The sequence below is a fragment of the Micromonospora sp. 15K316 genome, assembly GCF_004348525.1.
Taxonomy (GTDB): Bacteria; Actinomycetota; Actinomycetes; order Mycobacteriales; family Micromonosporaceae; genus Micromonospora.
Window position 1 is genome coordinate 1 of sequence record NZ_SMKG01000067.1, and the last position, 21,862, is coordinate 21,862.

Below are 21,862 nucleotides of genomic sequence, written 5' to 3' on the forward strand. Positions count from 1 at the left end.
GGCACGAGGTGCCGGCCCCCCCCCGGTCGGTCAGCCCACCGTCGCGGCGACGGCCGGCCAGCTGTCGCGGAAGACGGCGCTGCCGGTCTCGCCGGTGGTGCGCTCGGCGACGCGGGTACCGGCGAAGAGGTTGCTGACCCGGTTCGCCTCGGTCGTGCTCGGGTACGGGTTCGTGCAGCTGGTGCCGGCGCTGCCGCCGGACATCAGGATCGCGCAGTTGCCGTTGTAGTTGTCCGGCAGCCCGAGGATGTGGCCGATCTCGTGGGTCATGATCCGCAGCGGGCTGTACTGCTGGGCCTGCTGCGTGTCGATGTAGACCCGGCCGTTGCCGAGGCTGGTCCGGATGGCGTACGACCCGCCGCCGGTGATCTGGTAGATCCGGAGATTCGAGCCGCAGTTCGCCGAGAGGGTCAGGTTGGTGGTGGCGTTGTTCCAGATCGAGGCGGCCTGGCCGGCGATGCCGGCGAAGCTCCCCGCCTGGCTGGTGTTGTAGCAGATCGTCATGGCGGCGGACGCCGGTGCCGGGTTCGCCACCGTGACGCCGAGGGTGGCGAGCGCCGCCGCGGCGGACGTGGCTACGAGCCGGCTGATTCGTGAGGTCATCACTCACTCCAATCCGGAAGGTGTGGGGGTGCCGAGGAGCCTAGTCATAGATATAGGCAGATATCAATATCTTGTGATGCCCGACTCGGTCGCGTGCGGTCGAGTGGTCCGCCGGGGCCCGGATGCGTTAACCTAACGATCGTTCAGGTCGGTACGGCGAGGGAGTCGGCGTGACGCTCGACGGTGAGGCACTGGAGCAGCTGCGCAAGCGGGCCAAGGCCGGCGGGGCGGACAAGTACCACGCGGCGAACGCCGCCAAGGGCAAGCTCTTCGCCCGGGAACGGGTCGCGCTCCTGGTCGACGAGGGCAGCTTCGTCGAGGACGGCCTCTACGCGAACGCGCTCGCCGACGGGCTCCCCGCCGACGGCGTGGTCACCGGCACCGCCACCATCGACGGCCGGCGGGTCTGCCTGATGGCGAACGACTCCACGGTCAAGGCCGGCAGCTGGGGCGCCCGGACCGTCGAGAAGATCATCCGGATCATCGAGCGGGCTTACGACACGGGCGTGCCGATGGTCTACCTGGTCGACTCGGCCGGCGCCCGGATCACCGACCAGGTCGAGCTCTTCCCCGGCCGGCGCGGCGCCGGGAAGATCTTCTGGAACCAGGTCCGCGCCTCCGGCTCGATTCCGCAGGTCTGCGCGCTCTTCGGGCCGAGCGCCGCCGGCGGGGCGTACATCCCGGCGTTCTGTGACGTGGTGGCCATGGTCGACGGCAACGCCAGCATGTATCTCGGCTCGGACCGGATGGTCGAGATGGTCACCGGGGAGAAGACCACCCTCGAGGCGATGGGCGGGGCGAAGGTGCACTGCACCGAGTCCGGCGTCGGGCACTTCCTCTGCAAGACCGACGCCGAGGCGCTCGACGTGGTGAAGCGCTACCTGTCGTACCTGCCGGCCAACTGGACGCAGACCCCGCCGACCGCCGAGGCGGTGCCGGCGCCCGAGAAGGCCGACCTGGCCGCGCTGGTGCCGGCGAGCGAGCGGCAGGCGTTCGACATGCGGCGGTACGTCAAGGGCCTGCTCGACGAGGGGTCCTTCTTCGAGATCCAGGCGCTCTGGGCCAAGGAACTGACCATCGGCTTCGGCCGGTTGAACGGCGAGGTCGTCGGCGTGGTCGGCAACAACTCGATGTTCAAGGGCGGCGTCCTCTTCGTCGACTCGGCCGACAAGGCCACCCGGTTCGTGCAGCTCTGCGACGCGTTCAACGTGCCGCTGCTCTTCCTCTCCGACGTACCCGGCTTCATGGTCGGCAGCGCGGTGGAGAAGCAGGGCATCATCCGGCACGGAGCCAAGATGATCACTGCGATCTCCGAGGCGACCGTGCCGAAGATCTGCGTCGTGGTCCGCAAGGCGTACGGCGCGGGCCTCTACGCGATGGCCGGCCCCGGCTTCGAGCCCGACGCCACGATCGCGCTCCCCACCGCGAAGATCGCCGTGATGGGCGCCGAGGCGGCGGTGAACGCCGTCTACGCCAACAAGATCGCCGCGATCGCCGACGAGGCGGAGCGCGCCGACTTCGTCGCCGCGAAGCGCGAGGAGTACGAACGCGACATCGACATCGTCCGCCTCGCCAGCGAGCTGGTGGTGGACGCGATCGTCGAGCCGTACGAGCTGCGCGCCGAACTGGTGCGCCGGTTCGCCGCCGCACGCGGCAAGGATCGGCACTTCTCCCGACGCCGGCACGGCGTCACCCCGGTCTGACCGACCCCCCCCCGCGTCCGCCGCCGGCGTCACGAGCGCCCGGTCGGCCCGTCCGTACAGGAGGAACCATGGACTTCCGGCTCACCGAGGAGCAAGAGGCGCTGCGGGAGAGCGTGCGAGCCTTCGCGCGGGAGGTGGTGGCGCCGGTCATCGGTGAGCACTACGAGAAGCACACCTTCCCGTACGAGGTCGTCCGGCAGATGGGCAAGATGGGCCTCTTCGGACTGCCCTTCCCGGAGGAGCACGGCGGCATGGGCGGTGACTACTTCGCCCTCTGCCTGGCGCTGGAGGAGCTGGCCCGGGTCGACTCCAGCGTGGCCATCACGCTGGAGGCCGCGATCTCCCTCGGCGCGATGCCGATCTACCGGTTCGGCACCGCCGAGCAGCAGGCCCAGTGGTTGCCGAAGCTGCTCAGCGGTGAGGCCCTGGCGGGCTTCGGGCTCACCGAGCCGGGCGTCGGCTCGGACGCGGGCGGCACCCAGACCCGCGCCGTCCTCGACGGGGACGAGTGGGTGATCAACGGCTCGAAGGCGTTCATCACCAACTCCGGCACCGACATCACCACGCTGGTCACGGTCACGGCGGTCACCGGCACCCGGCCGGACGGCTCGAAGGAGCTCTCCACGATCATCGTGCCCTCGGGCACCCCGGGCTTCACCGTCGCGCCCGGGTACTCGAAGGTGGGGTGGAACGCCTCCGACACCCACGAGCTGACCTTCGACGACTGCCGCGTGCCGGCGGGCAACCTGCTCGGCGAGCGCGGCCGGGGCTTCGCCCAGTTCCTGCGCATCCTCGACGAGGGCCGGATCGCCATCGCCGCACTCGCCGTCGGCCTCGCCCAGGGCTGCGTCGACGAGTCGATCAAGTACGCCAAGGAGCGGCACGCCTTCGGTCAGCCGATCGGGAACTACCAGGCGATCCAGTTCAAGATCGCCGACATGGAGGCGAAGACGCACATCGCCCGCCTGGCGTACTACGACGCCGCGGCGCGGATGCTCGCCGGCGAACCGTTCAAGCGGCAGGCCGCCATCGCCAAGCTGCACGCCAGCACGATCGCGGTCGACAACGCCCGGGAGGCCACCCAGATCCACGGTGGCTACGGCTTCATGAACGAGTACCCGGTGGCCCGGTTCTGGCGGGATTCGAAGATCCTCGAGATCGGTGAGGGCACCAGCGAGGTACAGAGGATGATCATCGCTCGCGATCTCGGTCTCTGAGGACGCCGACCGGCGGGCGACGGCTGTCGGATATCAGCGGGCGAACGTCGGCAGCCCGACGCTGAGCTGCCGGAGATCGGACCTGGTCCGTAGTCTTCCACTCCGTGACCCCGGCTCGTGATCGCTCGCCCGACCCGGGCTGCGGCCCCGCTCTGCCGGAACTCCTGCGTGGGCGCCGGCTGGCCGCCGGTCTCACCCAGGCCGAGCTGGCGGAGCGCGCGGGGGTGGGCGTACGCACGGTGCGTGACCTGGAGCGGGGCCGCTCCTCCCGGCCTCAGCGGACGACAGTCGAGCTGCTGGCCGGCGCGCTCGATCTCCACGGCGCCGCGCGGAGGGTCTTCCTCGCCGCGGCGCGCGGGCCGACCGGCGTCGAACCGGCCAACCCGCCGCCGGGTTCGGTGGAGCTCAGCAGGGCCGGGCCCGGCGAGCCCGGCTACGCGGTGACGCTTCCGCCGCCGGTCGAGTTGATCGGCCGCGACCGGGACGTCGGCGAGCTGGTCACGATGCTCACCGACGAGCTCGGGCCCCGGCTGGTGAGCCTCGTCGGCCTGGCGGGTGTCGGCAAGTCCGCGCTCGCCCTCACCGTGGGCCACGCGGTGGCGGAGAGCCATCCCGCCGGCGTCGCCGGGGTGCTGATCGGGGAGGGGTCGGACGCGCACGACGTCTTCGCCACCGCGACCGCCGTGCTCGGCGCGGCCCGCGCCCCGGAACTCGCCACCCGCCTGGCGGGCCGGCCGGCGCTGCTCGTGGTGGACGCCGCCGAGCGTGCTCCCGGCCCGGTGGCCGAGGTGCTGCACCGCCTGATGGCCGCGGTGTCGTCGCTGCGGGTGTTGGTCACCGGGCGGCATCCGGTCGGGCTGTCCGGGGAGCGGGTGTGGCCGGTGACCCCGCTGGAGGTGCCGCCGCCGGAGGCGGAGGTGTCCGGGCCGGCGGCCCTGAGAGGCTGGCCGGCGGTCGAACTCTTCATCGCCCGGCTCGCCCAGGTGCGCCGTGAGCCGACCGTCCCCGCCGAGCTGCCGGCGATCGCCGCGCTCGTACGCCGCCTCGGCGGCCTGCCGCTCGCCATCGAACTGATGGCCGCGCGCGGCCGGATCCTCGACCCGGGCGAGCTGCTCGACCGGTACGGCGACCGGGTCCTCGATCTCGCCACCCCGGACTGGGGCGCGCAGAGCAGGGGTTGGGAGCCGGGCGGGGCGGAGCCGTACGGGCCGTCGGTGGCGGTCACGCTCCGGGACGCCGTGGCGGCCAGCTACCGGCTGCTCGCGCCCGAGGAGCGGTTGGCGCTGCGCCGGCTCGCCGCGTTCGGTCACCGCTGGTCGGTGGACCTGGCCGAGGAGATGCTCGCCTGCGACGCGGACGCGGACGGCACGGTGGCGATCGATCCCATTCCGGTCCTGGACCGGCTCGTCGAGCTCGGTCTGTTGAGCGTCGCCGGCCCGGGCCCGCTGCGGTTCCGCCTGCTCGACGCGGTCCGGGAGTTCGCCATCGAGCAGGCCGCCGGGACCGGTGAGCTGGCGCGGATCCGCCGCCGGCACGCCGCGGTGATCGCCGGGCTGGTCGTCCGGACCGTGCCCGATCTGGTCGGCGCGCGCCTCACCGACGCGGTACGCCGGCTCGACGACCTGAACGGCGACATCAGCTCCGCCCTGGCGTACGCCGCCACGCACGATCCGCTGACCGCGCTGCGGCTGGCGTCGGGACTGTCCCGGTGGTGGCGGTTCCGGGGGCGGGACGTGGCCGGTCGGCAGTGGCTGCGCAGGCTGCTGGCCGATCCGCGTACCGCCGATGCCGAACCCGCGCTGCGGGCGTGGGCGGCGCTGGGCGCGGCCCGGCTCGCCGCCGAGCACGGGGACGCCGACGAGGAGCTATCCGGGGCGCGGGCGGCCCTGGGCGCGTTCCGGCGTACCGGTGACGTGTCCGGGCAGCTCGCGGCGCGTACCGTTCTCGGCACTCTGCTGATCCGCGCCGGCCGCCCGATGGAGGCGCGGGAAGAGGCCGAGGCGGTGCTGCGGTTGGCCACGCGGCACGGGCGGGTCCGGGACGTGGCGGTGGCACAGAACAACCTGGCCTGGCACGAGGTCCGCCTCGCCGACCTGGCGGCGGCTCGGCGGCGGCTCGCGGCCGTGGATCGGATCGCCGCCCAGTGCGGGGAGCCGCGGCTGCGGGTGCTCGCGCGGGCGAACCTGGCCGAGATCGCCCGGCTGGAGGGGCGGTACTGCGACGCCAACGACCAGGGGCGCCGGGTGCTGGCGATGCTCGCGGAGCTGGGTGACCCGGGGCATCGGCGCCGGGTGCTCGGCCGGGTGGGGTTGGCGCTCGCCCAGGACGGCCGGGCCGACGAGGCCGCGGAGGTGCTGGCCGAGCTCCGTGCCTGTGCCCCGATGCGGCTGCGGTTGCGGCCCCCGGGGGAGCGCGCCGTGCCCCGGCAGCGATCGGTCGTCCCGACGGCCGGCGCGGCCCCGCTGGAGGCGGGCTGGCGGTGGCCGCATCCGGAGGCGGGTATCTGTGCGCTGGTCGAGGGGAACCTCGCGCTGGGCCAGGGCGACCGGGAGTTGGCGGCGGAGTGGTTCAGCGCGGCCGTGGAGGCCGGCGCGGAGGGCTACGACCGTCGGGACACGGTCGAGGCACTCGTCGGTCTGGCTTCCAGCACCGGTGACCCGGATGTGCTGGATCGGCTGGAGTTGGTGTGCCGGGAGGGCGCGATCCGGTTGTTGCCGCAGGAGGAGGCGCTGCTGTACGCGCTGACCGTGACCCGCGATGGTCGGGCGTCACGGTGAGGAGGGGATGTCGGGCCAGCCCGGAAGCACGACCCGGGTCGGAGTGGCGCGGGCGAACAGCCCCCTTTGTTGCTAACCCCTCGCTCTCCGCCCGCGCCGTCACCCCCCGGTGATCCCCCGCTCAGGCGAAGACTAGCCAGCGGGTACCAGCCGGTTGGTCCGGTTTCGCAATCGGTGTCCGGTGGCCCGGGTAGTTCTGCCGGTTTTTCTGCCGGTTAGGCCGCCGGCCGTCACGCCGTCGGTTCGGGTTCTTTCGTCTCGTCGCACTTGCTGTCGCTCCCGGCGGTGGCGCAGGGGTGAACGGCGTCGCGGACCCGACGAAGGGCGCCGACCAGCGCTTTCAGCGACTCCGGGTCGAGCTGGCCGGTGAACCACTCCTCGATGATGCGCAGGTGCCCGGGGAGCACCTCGTTCAGGCGCTGGAGGCCGGCGGTGGTGACCACCGCGAACGAGCTGCGCCGGTCGGAGGGGCACGCGCGGCGGGTGACGAGGCCGTCGCGCTCCATCCGGTCGATCACCCGGGTCACGCCGCTGGTGGAGAGGGTGGTCTGGGCGGCGAGGTCCGTCATGCGGAGCTGGTTCTGGGGCGAGCGGGCCAGGCGGGTCAGCACCTCGAACTCGACGGTGGAGAGGCCGTGCTCCTCGAACTGGGCGGCGAACCGGGTCGACAGCGCGGCGTGCACCTCGTACAGGAGCCCGACGGCGGTGATCCCGGGGGCGTCGAACACGTTCATCACCGATCCATCGTATCAGTTCTTGACACGGGGAATATTGAGCTGGCTATAGTTGCTTCGTCAGCCGTTGGCCTACTAAACAAATCCGGAGGGGCATCATGACCAGCAGCACCGAGGCCGCGACCCGCGAGTGGGAGGGTCTCACCATCCCCACCCCCGGCACCTACGCGCTGGACATTGCGCACAAGCGCGTCGGCTTCGTTGCGCGGCACATGATGGTGTCGAAGGTCCGCGGCGAGTTCGGCGAGGCGGCCGCCACCATCACCGTAGCCGAGGACCCCATGCAGTCCTCGGTCACCGCGACCATCCAGGCCGCCAGCATCCACACCGGCACCGCCGACCGGGACGGCCACCTGCGCAGCGGTGACTTCCTCGACGTCGAGAAGTACCCGACCCTGGAGTTCCGCAGCACCGGGGTGAAGTCCCGCCACGGCAACGAGTTCGTCCTCCTCGGCGAGCTGACCATCAAGGACGTGACCCGCCAGGTCGAGCTGCACGTCGAGTTCGAGGGTGTCGGTCGCAGCCCCTACGGCCAGGACATCTTCGGCTTCGCGGCGAAGACGGAGATCGACCGTGAGGAGTTCGGCCTGACCTGGAACGTCGCCATCGAGGGCGGCGGCGTGCTGGTCGGCAAGAAGGTCAAGATCGAGATCGAGGGCGAGGCCGTTCGGCAGGCCTGACCCCACGGTCCGTACACCGGGCCCGCGTCCGACAGGGCGCGGGCCCGGCGTCGTTCCCTGTGCGGATCGTCACGCTCCGAGCACAGAACCGACCCGATGAGGCGGCGGTCCAGCTGGGTAGAGATGCCGTGAAAGGTCATCTCGTGGCCGACCCGGCGGTCCCGTCGATCGGATCCGCCTCTGGTCCTGACGAGGTGAGCGCTCTTAACGTTATGGGCTGACAACGCGCGTCGGGACGGCACGGCCCCGGTCGCGCCTTATGCCGGGAGGGGCACATGGGCAGGGACGTCTCGCAGGGCGCCTTCTCCCGAGAGGACCGGGTCCGCTACCGGCAGAAGGTCCGGCGTTGCCTGGACGTCTTCGCCCTGATGCTGGACGACTTCGGCTTCGACGCCGACCGGCCGATGACCGGGCTGGAGATCGAACTCAACCTGATCGACTCGACCGCCGAGCCGGCGATGCGCAACGAGGAGATCCTCGCCCACATCGCGGACCCGCTCTTCCAGACCGAGTTGGGCCAGTTCAACCTCGAACTGAACGCGCTGCCCCGGCTCATCGAGGGCACCGGCTTCGCCGACTACGCGCACGACCTGCGCGGCAGCCTCGCCCGGGCGGACGAACGCGCCGCCAAGTCGGACGCGAAGATCCTGCTCGTCGGCATCCTGCCCACCCTCACCGATCAGCACCTGATCGCGGAGAACCTCTCCACGAACGAGCGTTACCGGGCGCTCAACGACCAGATCGTCGGCGCCCGGGGCGAGGACATCGAACTCGACATCAGCGGCGTCGAGCGGCTGCGTACGCATACCGACTCGATCGCGCCGGAGGCGGCGTGCACCAGCCTCCAGTTCCACCTCCAGGTCGCACCGGACAGCTTCGCCGACTACTGGAACGCCTCCCAGGCCATCGCCGCGGTGCAGGTCGCGGTCGGCGCGAACTCCCCCTACCTCTACGGTCGCCAGCTCTGGGCGGAGACCCGGATCGCCCTGTTCGAACAGGCCACCGATACCCGCCCCGACGAGCTGAAGGCGCAGGGCGTACGACCCCGGGTGTGGTTCGGTGAACGGTGGATCACCTCGATCTTCGACCTCTTCGAGGAGAACGTCCGGTACTTCCCGCCGCTGCTGCCGATCTGCGAGGAGGAGGACCCGGTGGAGGTGCTGCACTCCGGCGGGGTACCCAGGCTCGGCGAGCTGCGCCTGCACAACGGCACCGTCTACCGCTGGAACCGGCCGGTCTACGACATCATGGACGGCCGCCCCCACCTGAGGGTGGAGAACCGGGTGCTGCCGGCCGGGCCGACGGTGGTCGACATGCTGGCCAACGCGGCGTTCTACTTCGGCCTGGCCCGGGCCCTCGCCGAGGCGGACCGCCCGATCTGGAGCCAGTTGACGTTCAGCTCCGCGGAGGAGAACTTCCACGCCGCCGCCCGGCGCGGCCTGGACGCCGTACTGCACTGGCCGAGGCTCGGCGAGGTACCGGTGACCGAACTCGTGCTGGACGTGCTGCTGCCCAAGGCCGCCGCCGGCCTGGACGGGTTCGGTGTCGCCCCGGCCGAGCGGGACCGCCTGCTCGGCGTGATCGAGCAGCGCTGCCGTACCGGCCGCAACGGCGCGACCTGGCAGACCGAGGCGGTCTGGACGGCCGAGCGGCACCGGGGCCTGGACCGCGACGCGGCCCTGCACCACATGGTGCAGCGCTACGCCGAGCTCCAGCGCAGCAACGAGCCGGTGCACACCTGGCCGGTCGACTGACCTCCCCTCGACCTGAGCGTCGGGCGCTCCCGGGGCGCCGGAGGTGCCGACCGCGCGGGGAGGTCATGCCGGCAGCAGGGGACGCGGGTCCGGTCGACGGTCCCGGGCGGGACGGTCAACCGGTCCGACGCGGCGGCCGGGCCCGGCGGCCCGTCCGGCCCTCCGGCTTGACCGGCTCCACCTCGACCGGGGCCGGCTCCGGCTCGCCCGGGTCGAGCCGATCGGCCTCCCCGGTACGCGGCGCGGGCACCGCCGGGAACGGAGGGGCCCCGTGCGGCGCGACGTCCGCGCCGTCGGTGGGCCGGGCGCCGGGCGGCACGAGGCCCGCGCGGTCGGTCTGCCGGGTGTCGCGCGGCGTCGGCTCGGCAGCCGCCGCGGTTGCCCCGGCCGGGTCGCCCGTCGTCCGGGCCGCCGCCTCCGGGTCGGCGTCGGTCGGGACGGTCGGTTCGATCACCCGCCCCGATCCGCTTTCCGCGCCGGTCGAGGGCGCGGCGGCACGCGCCGCCGCCCGCCGGGCACGGCCCTGCGCGAGCGCCGCCACCAGCACCGAGCCGCCGATTCCGACGATCACCGCGTACGGGGCGATCAGGTGCGCCGACACCTGCTCCGGGGTGATCGCGGAGAGCCGCGGCACGGCCAGAAGGTAGGCCACCGCGACGAGCAGCGGGCCGGCCGCGCCGGAGGTGGCCGCGCCGATCCGGTGCTCCGCCGAGCGGGCGGCGCGCCGGGCGGCCAGTACGCCGATCGCCAGCGCGGAGCCGAGGGAGAGCACCGCACCGGGCCAGTAGAGGTAGTCCCGGATCCAGAATCCGGGCCGGTCCGAGCTGATCTGCCAGATGCCCAGCTGGGCGCTGGCCAGCCCGCGCCCGGCGAGTACCCCGTCGACCACCGCGACCACGGCGAGCAGCCAGAGCCAGGCGACCGTCGCGATCACGTTGGTGGCGGCGGCGCGTGAGCGCAGCGCCCAGAGCGCGGTCAGCACCCCCAACAGCACCCCGATCGCGGCGTACCCGGCGGCGAGCCGCTGCGGGGTGGCGGTGTCCGCGGCCACCGCGACCCGGGCGGGGACCGCGACCAGCAGCACGGTGACCAGGCCGCCCAGCCCGGCCGCGACGGCGAGGGCGACCGGCCGGAGGCCGCTCGCGCGGAGGGGGTCGGCCGCTGGTCGGTCGGCCGGCACCGGCTCACCGGCGTCGGCGGGCGGCGGTACGCCGGGCCCGGCCGGCGCGGTCGGACCGCCGAGCGGAGTCGTCGCGGCGTCGGAGATGACCTCGGAGCTCGCCGGGCTCGGCTCCTGAGCGGTCACCCTTCCGCCGTCGAGCGCCCGCTCGTGCAGCCGGTACGCACAGACGGCACCGAGGATGGTCGAGGTGCCGGCGATCCAGGTGGCCCAGACCAGGCTGGCGACCCACGCCCCCCGGGCCGCACCGGCGTCGGCCGGTGCCCAGTTGATGATGCCCAACCCGTAGCCGAAGCCCAGTTGAGCGGCGCCCGTGCCGGCGGCAACGCCGACAGCGGTCGCGATGGATCCTCCCCAGCCGCGTCTGGCCATGCCGGGCAGCGTAACGTCCCGTCGTCGGCGCGGCGAGTCGTCGACAACCGTCCCGCCTGGACGGTGGCGGCGGCGACTTGGCGGGGAATCGGTACGGTCGCCGGTGACTGAGGCGGTGTCGGTATGACGGACGGGAACACGAACGGCAACCTCGGCGAGAGACCCGAGGGTGGCGCGGGGCGACTCACCGTGGTGCTCGGTGGCGGCATGGCCGCCGTGCTGCTCGCCGCGATCGGCGCGACCGGCGGGTGGCTGCTGGCCGGCGAGGAGGAGAAGGGCCCGGAGCAGCCGGTGGCGGCGCCGAGCACGACCGGTGCGGCGAGCGGGAGACCGAGCGACCGCCCGGAGCCCACCCGGACCACACCGTCGACGCCGCGCACCTCTGCGTCGACCGCCTCCGGGCTGACCGTACCGCCGGTGATCGGCACTGATTTCCTGTACGCGCGCGACGAGCTGCGCGACCGCCGGTTGGGCTGGCGCCTGGTGTTCGGTGACGGTTCGGGTCGTACGGTCGAACGCACCGATCCCGAGGTCGGCCGCGAGGTCCGGCGCGGGACCACCGTGACGATCTACGTGGCCGGTCCGCCGCCGGAGAGCGAGGTGCCGGACGTCGTCGGTGACGACTGCGCCGAGGCGGCGGACGAGCTGGGCGAGTCGGGCTTCTACCCGGACTACCCCACCGGGAAGCGCGGTGAGGTGAGCCGACAGGAGCCGTCCGAGGGGAGCACGGCGCGCTGGAACGACCAGGTGCGGATCTGGTGCGGGTCGGAGAAGTCGAGCCCACCGCCGTTCTTCCCGGCCCCGTGAACCGGCCGGCCTGACCAGCGTCGGCAAGCCGTCAGGGCGTTCCGGGGCGGGTCGGCACGTTGATCCGGGGCGATGCTTGCGGGGCCCGCTAGGTTGGCGGAGAGGAGGCCAGGACGCCTGCCCGGCTCGGGAGAGGACGTGCCATGAGCGACGACCGCCAGGAGCCACCCGCCGACGACCGCGACGAGACGCGCCCCCTCCCGCGCTCCGGCGGCGAGCCGGACGACCAGACGCAACGGTTGCCCGGTCCGACGGAGCGCGCCGGGGCGGGGTCCCCCGAGCCGCCGGACGCGACTGCTCCGCTGGGCCGGCCCGCCGATCGGAGCGTTCCATCGCGGCCGGAGCGGGTGCCGCCCTGGTCCGGGCGGGCCGAGGTGCGGCCGCCCCGCCCGTCCGACTACCCGGAGCCGGCCGGCGAGTGGTACGCGGAGGACCAGGGCGGTCGGCGCTGGTGGCTGCCGATCCTCTGGGGCATCCTCGCGTTGCTCCTGGTGGCCCTGCTCGGCGTCGCGTTGTGGCTGTTGAGCAATGCCGCGGACGAGCGGCCCGGCCCGGAACCGACGCCGTCGCCCTCGCTCACCACGGTCGCCCCGACCAGCGCCAGCCCGACTTCGGCCGAGCCGACGACCGAGTCCCCGAGCAGCGTCCCACCGACCCCCACCGAGGCGGTGGAGGTGCCGGTGCCGCCGCTGACCGGCCTGACGCGGCCGGCCGCCGAGGCGCTGCTGGACCGGCTCGGGTTGAGCTACCGGGTGGAGTTCCGTCCGTCGGAGCTGCCGCCGGGGCGCGTGATCGGTACCGACCCGGCGGCGGGCGTGCTGGTGGCCGAGGACGAGGAGATCGCGCTCCTGATCTCCCGGACCGACCCCACCTCGGCCGCCCCGACCGGCCCGCCGACGTCGGGCCCTACGACGACGGCTACTCCCTGACCGGCGGCGAGCCCACGGCGGGGTCGGACCGACGGCGCTGACGGGCCGCAGTCACCACATCCGTCGTCGGGTACCGACCAGGCCGAGCCCGGCCAGCGAGATGGTCAGCCCGAGTACGCCGGACCAGAAGAGCGCCCGACGGACGTCGTCCGCCGAGTGGTGCCCGGTCTGCGGGGCGCTCTCGTGGGCCAGCGCGCCGGCTCCGGAGCCGTTCGCCGGGCCGCCCGCGATGTTCGGGCCGTCCGGCGCTGCGTCGCTCTCGTCGTCCTGCGGATCGCCGGCGCCGGGCGTTCCGTCCCAGCCGAGCCCGTCGTCCGGGTCGGGTGAGGAGCCCTCACCGATCACCGTGATCTCCGGTGCGGGCACCGGCTCCGGCAGTTGGGTGGTCGAGGAGAGGGCGGGGTCGCGTACCACGACCGCGAGAGTGGTTGCGGCGCCGAAGAACGCCAGGAGTACGAAGGCATAGGTGATACGGGAGCGGTGGTGCCGCCGCGCGGCGGGCAGATTGAGCATGGCCATCCCAGGTTCGGGGTCCTGGACGCGCGGGGTGAAACCTGCCGGGGTGGGCGTGCCCTGAGTCTAATGCGAGACACGCCCACGAAATGCGGGTTCGGCGGTGCTCAGCCCACCCGGACCGGCGTGCGGGAGACCGGCCGGCGCTGCCGTGCGGTGTGCGGTCGCTGCTGCGGCACGGGCCGGTGCTGCGGCAGTTGCTGCAGCCCCTCCCGCTGTACGAAGATCGACCGCCGGTTGACCGCGTCCCCCGCCGCGTTCAACTCGTAGCCGTCGAGCCAGAGCCAACCGTCGTAGGTTGGCCAGTCGAGCACCCGGATCACCCGGAACTTGATGGGCCGGAGGAACTGGACACTCGCCGCGCGAGTCACGTGCAGTACGTCACCAGAGCGGGGAAGCACATGGGCTCCTGAAGAAGGTTGGCCGGCGGCCTCGCCGGCGAGTCTCGTCGGGGGGACTTTTCACGGGTCGGTACGGCGAGGTCGTGTCTCGCGTACCGGTGGGTGGTGCGGGTGGTGGTGGTCGGGCCGTACCCGCTGGTGGCGTGCCGCCACCCGACCATCACCCGGCTGCTTCCGGGTACCGCGCCCACCGCCGCAGCCGGCTGGCGTGCAGCGGCGGGGTCATCACCCCGGGGCAGGTCTGGTTGTCGCAGGCCGGGTCGGGCCGTTCGACAGACCGCCCTCGCTGCGATGATCACGAACGGGTAGGTTGTCGAGACGGTGAGTAACCCGTGCCATACGGACAGAGTGCACCAGCGACGTGCTTCATGCAAGTTGCACGTCGACTTTTGCCGATACGTGAGGGCGACACGTAAAACAGCGCTTGAAGCCATCCGCGTTCGGGCGTCACACTGAGGGCCGGTTTCGCCCGCCGCGGCCGGTCGACGACCGGCACCACCCCCGAGCCGCGAACCGTCCGCCGTCGAGGCTGCGCGCCGCGGCGGACGGCGACCATCGGCGCGTCGACCGGAGGTACAGGCGGGTGAGGGCGAACAGCCGACATGTCGGGGTGAGACTCCGTCGCCCGCTGGGCGGGCCGGGTACGAGGCGGAGCGGGGTGGCTCGGTGAGCGAGCGACGCAGCCCGACCATCCGGCGCCGGCGGCTCGGCGCCGAACTGCGGCGCCAGCGTGAGGCGGCGGGCATCACCATCGAGGCGGTGGCCGAGCAGCTGGAGTGCTCGGCGTCGAAGGTCTCCCGGATCGAGACCGGCCACACGACGGCCACCCCGCGGGACGTGCGCGACATGCTCCGGATCTACGGGGTGGTCGGCGTGGAGAGCGACGAGCTGGTCCAGATCGCCCGGGAGGCCCGGCAGAAGGGCTGGTGGCACCCGTACAGCACCGTGCTGGTCGGCGCGTACGTCGGCCTGGAGGCGGCGGCCAGCTCGATCCGGGCGTACGAGCAACAGGTGGTGCCGGGTCTGCTCGAGACCGAGGAGTACGCGAGCGCGATGATCCGGGCCGCGCGGCCGGACTTCACCCCGGACCAGGTCGCACAACGTGTCCGTGTCCGCCTCGGCCGGCAGTCGTTGCTGACACAGGATGATCCGGTCGATCTGTGGGTGGTGCTCGATGAGTCGGTGGTGAGCCGTCCGGTGGGCGGGGACGAAGTGATGCGGAACCAGCTGAAACGGCTGGTCGAGGTCGCCGAGCTGCCGAACGTGACGTTGCAGATCCTGCCCTTCGAGGTGGGGGCGCACGCCGGCATGGACGGCACCTTCACGATCCTGAGCTTCCCCGAGCCCGGTGATCCGGATGTCGTGTACGCGGAGAACGCCACGGGTGGGCTCTTCCTCGAGAAGGGCGACGAACTGCAGAAGTACAGCTTCATCTTCGATCACATTCGAGCGGCGGCCATTCGTCCGGAGGAGTCCATCGCACACATCGCGAAACTGGTAGAGGAGCCGCTGTGGAAATGGCGACCAAGGGGTTCTCTGTGGACCTGACGCAGGCAACGTGGTTCAAGAGCTCGAAGAGCGGGCCGAACTGTGACAACTGCGTGGAGGTGGCGTACGTGCCGGGAGTGGTCGGCGTCCGGGACTCGAAGGACAAGACGGGGCCGGCCCTGATCTTCGCTCCGGCTGACTGGCACGCCTTCGTCGCCAACACCAGGAACGGCGGGTTCGGTACGGCCTGAGCACTCGGCCGGAGCTGACGGGGGCGGGTCCTCGTCCGGGATCGCCGGACGGGGACCCGCTGCCGTGTCCGGGACAGGGTCGCCGAGCGTTCGCCGCTGGACGGGCTCTGCGCCTCGCCGCGGGAGGCCGCAGCGGGCCAGGATCCGCCGGGAATCCCGTCGCCACACGCGCCCCGCCTCGTTGAACCCGTCGGTACGGCGCCGGTCGAGAACCGGCCACGGGGGATCGGCAACCGAGCGAGGCAGGCGAGACGCATGACGACGATCGGGTCAGAGAACCTCACCAACGGGCCGGGCAAACCGGAGCGGTTCGGTGGCAAGTACCGCGGTGCGCGTCGGGACACCGTCCTGACCGAGGTGGTCTCGACCGACTCCGACCTGTCGGGGCGGGAGACGTCCGCGTCCGAGCAGTCCGCCGCTCCGATCACCCTGCCGTCGCTGGACCCCAACCCGCTCACCGAGCCCTCGTTCCCGCCGGCCGGGTGGTCGACCGAGCCGGGCGACTCGTTGGTCGACCACCCGTTGCTGCGCGGTCTGCTGATGGAACTGCCGCCGAAGGGCAGCGTGCCACCGCCCGGCTGGCTCGACCGCTGGTTCGAGGCGACCCGAGCCATTCTCGAACTGCTATACATGCAGGGCTCGGGTCGCTCCCGCTGAGGCCGCCTCCGGCGCGCCGGCCCGCTCGGTGAGCCGGTTGTGCCGCAGCGCGTGCCGGATCCCGACGGCGAGGATCCCGAGCGCTCCGGCGGTGATCGCCGGCCCGGTGATCCCCGGTTCGGTGAGCCGGTCACCGCCGCTCGCCGCGATCGTCCCGGCCACCGCCAGCAGGGCGGTCACCTGCAGGGGCAGCCCCGTCAGCGGATGCGCCGCCGCGGCCCGCAGGCCGTACGGCGCTGGCGTGTCGGGCGCGGTGGCGAGGGCGCCCGCCCCCGCCCAGAGCCGGCGGACCCGGCGTACGGTGCAGGCGGCGACGACCAGGGCGGGTACGGCGGCCACGTCGAGGGCCGCGGCGGCCCGGTCGGCCGGGGCGTTCCCGCTGCTGAGCAGCCCCGCGACCAGCACCGCGGCGGTCAGCGCGAGCCCGCTCACGACCAGACCGAGCAGCCATCCGCTGCGTCGGCGAATCGAGCGGGCGCGCTCCAGCCGAGGCAGCCCGTCCGCGAGGAGGCCGGCGGCCAGCCACACCGCGGCGACCGGTAGCAGGACGGCGAGATGACTATCCATGCCGAAGAGCTTTCCCCGTCCGTACGCTCGGCGAATCCGGGCAGCGCCCCCGTCGTCCCCCGACGTGCTCCCGTAGGGGTCATCCTTCCCGCGTTATGAAAGATTCGACATGTTTCAATGAGGCGCTCCCGCGCTCTACTCTCGGCTAGATCGGCAGCCGTCGATCCGATCGGGTACCCGTTTCGGACGGCTGCCAGTCGGAGGGAGGTAGAGAGATGGGTCTTGCCCACAGGTCCGTACTCGTCGGGGTGGCCACGCTGAGCCTGCTGGCCGCCGCCACGCCCGCACTGGCCGCCGAACCGACCGGCACCATCCGAGCGGCGGGCGGGGCCACCGCCGTGGCCGACAGTTACATCGTCGTCTTCAAGGACACCGCGGTCGGCCGGGACTCCGTCAGCGACAACGCCCACCGCCTGGCCGGGCGGCACGGCGGATCCGTCGCCCGCACCTACGACACCGCGCTGCGCGGGTTCGAGGCGCGGGTGGACGAGAAGGCCGCCGCACGGATCGCCGCCGACCCGGCCGTGGCGTACGTCGAGCAGAACCACACCGTTTCGATCGCCGGCACCCAGCCCAACCCGCCGTCCTGGGGGCTGGACCGGATCGACCAGCGGAACCTGCCCCTGAACAGCTCCTACACCTACCCGAACACGGCGTCCAACGTCCGCGCCTACATCATCGACACCGGTATCCGATTCACCCACAACGACTTCGGCGGGCGGGCCGTCTCCGGCTACGACGCGATCGACGGCGGCGCGGCCGACGACTGCAACGGTCACGGCACCCACGTCGCGGGCACGGTCGGCGGCTCCGCCTACGGTGTGGCGAAGGGCGTCCAGCTCGTCGGCGTCCGGGTGCTCAACTGCCAGGGCAGCGGCACGAACGCCCAGGTCGTGGCCGGCATCGACTGGGTGACCGCGAACGCGGTCAAGCCGGCGGTGGCGAACATGAGCCTCGGCGGCTCGGCCAACAGCGCGATCGACACGGCCGTCACCAACTCGATCAACTCCGGCATCACGTACGCGGTCGCCGCCGGCAACGGTGACATCTTCGGTAACCGGCAGAACGCCTGCAACTACTCGCCGGCCCGGGTCGGCCCGGCGATCACCGTCGGGGCGACGCAGAACAACGACGCGGCGGCCAGCTTCTCCAACTACGGCACCTGCGTCGACATCCTGGCCCCGGGCGTGAACATCACCTCCGCCTGGTACACCAGCAACACCGCGACGAACACGATCAGCGGCACCTCGATGGCCTCGCCGCACGTCGCCGGAGTCGCGGCGCTCGTGCTCTCCGCGGGTCCGGGGCTGACCCCGCAGCAGGTCCGGGACAACCTGGTCAACAACTCGACCCCGAACGTGCTGACCAACCTCGGCACCGGTACCCCCAACCGGCTGCTCTACGTGGTGAACGGGTCCACCCCGCCGCCCACCAACGACTTCTCCGTCTCGGTGTCGCCGACCTCCGGCTCCACCGCGCCCGGCGGTTCGGTCACGGCGACCGTGGGCACGGCCACCACGAGCGGCTCCGCCCAGTCGGTCAGCCTCTCCGCCAGTGGCCTGCCGAGCGGTGCGACCGCCTCGTTCAGCCCGGCGACGGTGACCTCGGGCGGGTCCTCCACCCTCACCGTCACCACCTCGGCGAGTACGCCGGCCGGCAGCTACCCGGTGACGATCACCGGTACCGGCGCGTCGGCGACCCGTACGGCCACCTACACGCTGACCGTGACGGGCACGGGTGGCGGCTGCTCGGGCACGAACGGCACCGACGTCGCGATCCCGGACACCGGGGCCACGGTGGCCAGCTCGATAGTGATCTCCGGCTGTGGCCGCAATGCCTCGGCCAGCTCGCAGGTCCCGGTCAACATCGTGCACACCTTCCGCGGTGACCTCGTGATCGACCTGGTCGCCCCGGACGGCTCGGCCTACCGGCTGAAGAACAGCAGCTTCTTCGACGGCGCCGACAACGTGAACACGACCTACACCGTCAACCTCTCCGGCGAGGCGGCGAACGGCACCTGGCAGCTGCGGGTGCGCGACGTCTACTCGGGAGACACCGGCTACATCAACACCTGGTCGCTGGCCCTCTGACCAGCGGAGACGCAGGGCCCCTCCCCACCCGGGGAGGGGCCCTGCCTCGTCTGCCCGACGAACGGGGTTCAGACGGCGAAGCTCGCGGGGCGTTCGGTGCCCGGGGCCGGCGGGGCCGCCTTCCACAGCCCGAGCTTCTGCGCGAAGAGCCGGCTCAGGAACGCCGGGTTCAGGATCACGTAGCGGCGCCAGAGCCGCTTGGGCTCCAGACCCAGGCGCCAGAGCCACTCCAGACCCGCCCGCTGCATCCACGGCGGGGGCTTGCGCAGCAGCCCGGCGTGGTAGTCGAAGGCCGCGCCGACCGCCATCAGCGGCATGTCGAGCAGCGGCCGCATGGCGTACGTGAAGATCTCCTGCCGGGGGCAGCCGAGCCCGACCAGGACGAGTCGGGCGCCACTGGCCCGGATCCGGTCCGCGATCTCGACGTCCTCGCCCGGCTGTACGGGCCGGAACTTGGACGGCTCCACACCAGCGATCTTGAGGGCCGGGAACATCCGCTCCAGCGCCGGGATCAGCCGGGACAGCGTCTCCTCGGTCGAGCCGTACAGGTAGACCGGCAGACCCTCGTCGGCGAACCGGGAGAGCACGTGCAGGGTGAGCGTCGGGCCGTAGACCCGGTCGCTGAGGCCCGCGTGGTGCAGCAGGTTGAGCGCCCAGCGCACCGGCTGGCCGTCCGGGGTGACGACGTCGAAGGAGTTGAGCCGGGCGTTGTGTGCCCGGTCGAGCACGCCCGTCATCACGCCGTGCACGGCCAGCGCGGTCAGCGCCAGCGGGCGGCGGTCCTGAGCGGCCGCGACGACCTGCTCGGTCGCCTCGGCGTAGTCGGTGGCGTCGACCAGGACGCCGAGCACGTTCTGCTTGCGCTGGAGGGTCATGCCGACGGCACCCACTTGTCCACGTTGGCCTCGTGGATCTCCCGCATGATCATGGGCACGTCGTAGACCTGCTTCCACTCGGGATAGTCGGTCTGGAACGCCTCGTTCGAGCCGATCCACCACTTGTGGTCGCCGACCCGGTTGGCCTCGACGTACTCCGAGATCATCTCCTGGCCGGTGATCCGCTCCGCCTCGGCGAACGCCTCCCGCATCGAGGTGTTGGAGTGACGGCCACCGCCCAGGTTGTAGACCGCGGCCGAGCGGGGGTTGCGGAAGAACGCCTCGAACGCCGCGACCACGTCCGAGCTGTGGATGGCGTCCCGGACCTGCTTGCCCTGGTAGCCGTAGATCCGGTACGTCCGGCGCTCCATGTTGGCCCGCATCACGTAGCCGAGGAAGCCGTGCAGCTCGGTGGCGGAGTGGGCCGGGCCGGTCAGGGTGCCGCCCCGGAAGCAGGCCGTACGCATGTCGAAGTAGCGGCCGTACTCCTGCACCATCACGTCCGCGGCGACCTTCGAGGCGCCGAAGATCGAGTGCAGGGAGGAGTCGATCGACATGTCCTCCCGGATGCCCTGCTCGTACGGGTGCCCGGGCTCGATCTCCCAGCGGGTCTCGAGCTCCACGAAGGGCAGGCTGTTGGGCCGGTCGCCGTAGACCTTGTTGGTCGAGCAGTGGATGACCGGTGCCTCGATGCAGTGCTCGCGGACGTTCTGCAGGACGTTCAGCGTGCCGCCGGCGTTGACGTCGAAGTCGGTGTAGGGGTCGCGGACCGCCCAGTCGTGCGAGGGCTGGGCAGCGGTGTGGATCACCACAGCGACGTCCGAGCCGTACTGCCGGAAGACCTTCGCCAGCGCGTCCCGGTCGCGGATGTCGAGGGAGTGGTGGGTGTACGCCGGGCCCAGTTCCCGGGTCAACCGCTCCACGTTCCACGCGGTCGACGCCTCCGACCCGAAGAACTGCTGCCGCATGTCGTTGTCGATACCGACCACGTCGAGACCGAGACCGGCGAAGTGCCGGACCGCCTCGGAGCCGATCAGACCGCCCGACCCGGTCACCAACGCGACACTCACACGCCACTCCTGGTCCATCGGAGGCAGAAATCCATCGGAGCATAGCGTGACGCTCGACATGCCCCGATACGTCGCGAGGGCCCCGCGACTGCGGAGCCCTCGTGTGGTGGTGGGGAAGGGGGGAGTTGAACCCCCACGCCCTTTCGGGCACACGGACCTGAACCGTGCGCGTCTGCCATTCCGCCACTTCCCCGTGGCACGACCAGATCACTGTAACCCGGCCCGACCTCGCCGCCAGCGGCGGGGCCCGGCACATATTACGCTGTTCCGGTCATCGCCACGACCGGTTACCGTTCGTGGCGGACGAAAGAGTAGCACGGTAGGAGCGGCCCGTCCGAACGGGCCGGGAGCAGGCGGCCGAGCGGCGTGTGAGCTGCGCGCGCGCCGGCCGGATACCATCATGTCCTCGGGACCCGAGGAGGAGCCGGTGAGCGTGCTGCAACGCTTCGAGAAGCGTCTGGAAGGCCTGGTCGAGGGGGCCTTCGCCAAGGTCTTCAAAGGGGTGGTCCACCCCGTGGAGATCCTCAACGCCATGCAGCGGGAGGCTGAGGCCCACAAGGCCATCCTGGCCGGTGGGCGCACCCTGGTGCCCAACCGCTACGTGATCGATCTCTCGCCGTACGACCACAGTCGGCTGGCGCCCTACGCGGCCGCGCTGGCCCAGGAGCTGGCCCAGTCGCAGGCGGAGTTCATCGGCGAGCAGGCCTGGACGGTCTACGGCGACGTGATCGTCGAGATCGAGCGCGGCGACGGGCTGGACACCGGGATGTTCCGGGTCACCGCCGAGGTCTACACCGGCGGCGACGTGGCCCCGGCCCCGGGCCCCGGCTACGACGCCGGCCCGCCCGCCTACCCCGCGTACGACCAGGGCGGCGGGTACGGTCCTCCGCCCGGGCACGGCGGCGGGCGCAACGTACGCCTGGTCTCCGGTGACGGCCGCACCTACCCGTTGCAGATGGGTTCCACGGTCATCGGCCGTGGCGACCAGGCCAACCTGCGGTTGCCGGATGTCGGGATCTCCCGGCGGCACGCCCGGCTGGACTTCGACGGTGGTCAGGTGGTGCTGACCGACCTCGGCTCGACCAACGGCACGATGGTCAACGGTCAGCGGGTCTCGGCCGTCGCCCTCAACCCCGGGGACATGATCCAGCTCGGCACCACCACACTGACCTTCCGCGTGGACGGCTGATCAGC

Annotated in this window: 20 protein-coding genes and 1 tRNA gene; 12 read left to right on the forward strand and 9 right to left on the reverse strand. The window is 72.1% G+C overall.

The genetic code is table 11. The annotated features are described in order from the left end of the window. Positions 1-30 precede the first annotated feature (30 nt). A complete protein-coding gene (locus tag E1211_RS15380) occupies positions 31-603 on the reverse strand; it encodes a snapalysin family zinc-dependent metalloprotease (protein ID WP_207915379.1) in 573 nt (190 codons plus the stop codon). A gap of 170 nt (positions 604-773) precedes the next feature. Here E1211_RS15380 and E1211_RS15385 point away from each other — a divergent pair, with 170 nt between their 5' ends. The 3 genes from E1211_RS15385 (at position 774) to E1211_RS15395 (ending at position 6,300) form a co-directional block, all read left to right on the forward strand. Then, positions 774-2,306 (forward strand): acyl-CoA carboxylase subunit beta, encoded by a 1,533-nt coding sequence (locus E1211_RS15385; protein ID WP_132349596.1) that lies wholly within the window; start codon positions 774-776, stop codon positions 2,304-2,306. A gap of 68 nt (positions 2,307-2,374) precedes the next feature. Beyond that, positions 2,375-3,523 (forward strand): acyl-CoA dehydrogenase family protein, encoded by a 1,149-nt coding sequence (locus tag E1211_RS15390; RefSeq protein ID WP_132349598.1) that lies wholly within the window; start codon positions 2,375-2,377, stop codon positions 3,521-3,523. Positions 3,524-3,627: 104 nt separating this feature from the next. Next, a complete protein-coding gene (locus E1211_RS15395) occupies positions 3,628-6,300 on the forward strand; it encodes a helix-turn-helix domain-containing protein (protein WP_132349600.1) in 2,673 nt (890 codons plus the stop codon). 230 nt (positions 6,301-6,530) lie between these two features. On the opposite strand, the gene E1211_RS15400 is transcribed toward E1211_RS15395, so the two are convergent. Then, positions 6,531-7,034 (reverse strand): MarR family winged helix-turn-helix transcriptional regulator, encoded by a 504-nt coding sequence (locus E1211_RS15400; RefSeq protein ID WP_132349636.1) that lies wholly within the window; start codon positions 7,032-7,034, stop codon positions 6,531-6,533. Positions 7,035-7,132: 98 nt separating this feature from the next. On the opposite strand from E1211_RS15400, the gene E1211_RS15405 reads away from it, so the two are divergent. Both E1211_RS15405 and E1211_RS15410 read left to right on the forward strand, forming a co-directional pair. Further along, the gene (locus E1211_RS15405) at positions 7,133-7,714 is read left to right on the forward strand and encodes a YceI family protein (protein ID WP_132349602.1); all 582 of its coding nucleotides are present in this window, start codon (positions 7,133-7,135) and stop codon (positions 7,712-7,714) included. Between the two features lie 275 nt (positions 7,715-7,989). Next, a complete protein-coding gene (locus tag E1211_RS15410; protein ID WP_132349604.1) occupies positions 7,990-9,468 on the forward strand; it encodes a glutamate-cysteine ligase family protein in 1,479 nt (492 codons plus the stop codon). Between the two features lie 115 nt (positions 9,469-9,583). Here E1211_RS15410 and E1211_RS15415 read toward each other — a convergent pair whose 3' ends face one another. Next, a complete protein-coding gene (locus tag E1211_RS15415) occupies positions 9,584-11,020 on the reverse strand; it encodes a hypothetical protein (protein ID WP_132349606.1) in 1,437 nt (478 codons plus the stop codon). Positions 11,021-11,143: 123 nt separating this feature from the next. Between E1211_RS15415 and E1211_RS15420 the strand changes: the two genes are divergently transcribed. After that, positions 11,144-11,827, forward strand: coding sequence for a PASTA domain-containing protein (locus E1211_RS15420; protein WP_132349608.1), 684 nt, complete (start codon positions 11,144-11,146; stop codon positions 11,825-11,827). Positions 11,828-11,970: 143 nt separating this feature from the next. Continuing rightward, the gene (locus tag E1211_RS15425) at positions 11,971-12,756 is read left to right on the forward strand and encodes a PASTA domain-containing protein (RefSeq protein ID WP_132349610.1); all 786 of its coding nucleotides are present in this window, start codon (positions 11,971-11,973) and stop codon (positions 12,754-12,756) included. A 51-nt stretch (positions 12,757-12,807) separates the two neighbouring features. Here the strand turns inward: E1211_RS15425 and E1211_RS15430 are convergent, their stop codons facing one another. Both E1211_RS15430 and E1211_RS15435 read right to left on the reverse strand, forming a co-directional pair. After that, positions 12,808-13,275: a hypothetical protein gene (locus E1211_RS15430; protein WP_207915380.1), complete on the reverse strand. Its 468-nt coding sequence runs from the start codon at positions 13,273-13,275 to the stop codon at positions 12,808-12,810. 101 nt (positions 13,276-13,376) lie between these two features. Beyond that, on the reverse strand, positions 13,377-13,670 hold the full coding sequence (locus tag E1211_RS15435) for a hypothetical protein (RefSeq protein WP_120683580.1): 294 nt from the start codon (positions 13,668-13,670) through the stop codon (positions 13,377-13,379). Between the two features lie 666 nt (positions 13,671-14,336). Here E1211_RS15435 and E1211_RS15440 point away from each other — a divergent pair. From E1211_RS15440 to E1211_RS15450, 3 genes are all read left to right on the forward strand, one after another. Continuing rightward, positions 14,337-15,218, forward strand: a complete 882-nt coding sequence (locus tag E1211_RS15440; protein WP_132349614.1) for a helix-turn-helix transcriptional regulator — start codon at positions 14,337-14,339, stop codon at positions 15,216-15,218. Beyond that, entirely contained in the window at positions 15,188-15,409 is a 222-nt protein-coding gene (locus E1211_RS15445; protein WP_132349616.1) for a DUF397 domain-containing protein, read from the forward strand. The genes E1211_RS15440 and E1211_RS15445 overlap by 31 nt, the downstream gene beginning before the upstream one ends. Positions 15,410-15,664: 255 nt before the next feature. After that, the gene (locus E1211_RS15450) at positions 15,665-16,066 is read left to right on the forward strand and encodes a hypothetical protein (RefSeq protein ID WP_132349618.1); all 402 of its coding nucleotides are present in this window, start codon (positions 15,665-15,667) and stop codon (positions 16,064-16,066) included. Here E1211_RS15450 and E1211_RS15455 read toward each other — a convergent pair. Beyond that, positions 16,034-16,633 (reverse strand): hypothetical protein, encoded by a 600-nt coding sequence (locus E1211_RS15455; protein ID WP_132349620.1) that lies wholly within the window; start codon positions 16,631-16,633, stop codon positions 16,034-16,036. The two genes, E1211_RS15450 and E1211_RS15455, sit on opposite strands and share 33 nt — an antisense overlap. Positions 16,634-16,848: 215 nt before the next feature. Between E1211_RS15455 and E1211_RS15460 the strand changes: the two genes are divergently transcribed. After that, a complete protein-coding gene (locus tag E1211_RS15460) occupies positions 16,849-18,723 on the forward strand; it encodes a S8 family serine peptidase (RefSeq protein WP_132349622.1) in 1,875 nt (624 codons plus the stop codon). A gap of 68 nt (positions 18,724-18,791) precedes the next feature. Here the strand turns inward: E1211_RS15460 and E1211_RS15465 are convergent, their stop codons facing one another. The 3 genes from E1211_RS15465 to E1211_RS15475 all read right to left on the reverse strand — a co-directional run bounded on the left by E1211_RS15465 (position 18,792) and on the right by E1211_RS15475 (position 20,861). Continuing rightward, positions 18,792-19,598: a WecB/TagA/CpsF family glycosyltransferase gene (locus tag E1211_RS15465; protein WP_132349624.1), complete on the reverse strand. Its 807-nt coding sequence runs from the start codon at positions 19,596-19,598 to the stop codon at positions 18,792-18,794. Next, positions 19,595-20,668, reverse strand: a complete 1,074-nt coding sequence (locus tag E1211_RS15470) for an NAD-dependent epimerase/dehydratase family protein (protein WP_132349626.1) — start codon at positions 20,666-20,668, stop codon at positions 19,595-19,597. The genes E1211_RS15465 and E1211_RS15470 overlap by 4 nt, the downstream gene beginning before the upstream one ends. Before the next feature lie 107 nt (positions 20,669-20,775). Then, positions 20,776-20,861, reverse strand: a tRNA-Leu gene (locus E1211_RS15475). Positions 20,862-21,068: 207 nt separating this feature from the next. On the opposite strand from E1211_RS15475, the gene E1211_RS15480 reads away from it, so the two are divergent. Beyond that, a complete protein-coding gene (locus E1211_RS15480) occupies positions 21,069-21,857 on the forward strand; it encodes a DUF3662 and FHA domain-containing protein (protein WP_120683592.1) in 789 nt (262 codons plus the stop codon). Positions 21,858-21,862 lie beyond the last annotated feature (5 nt).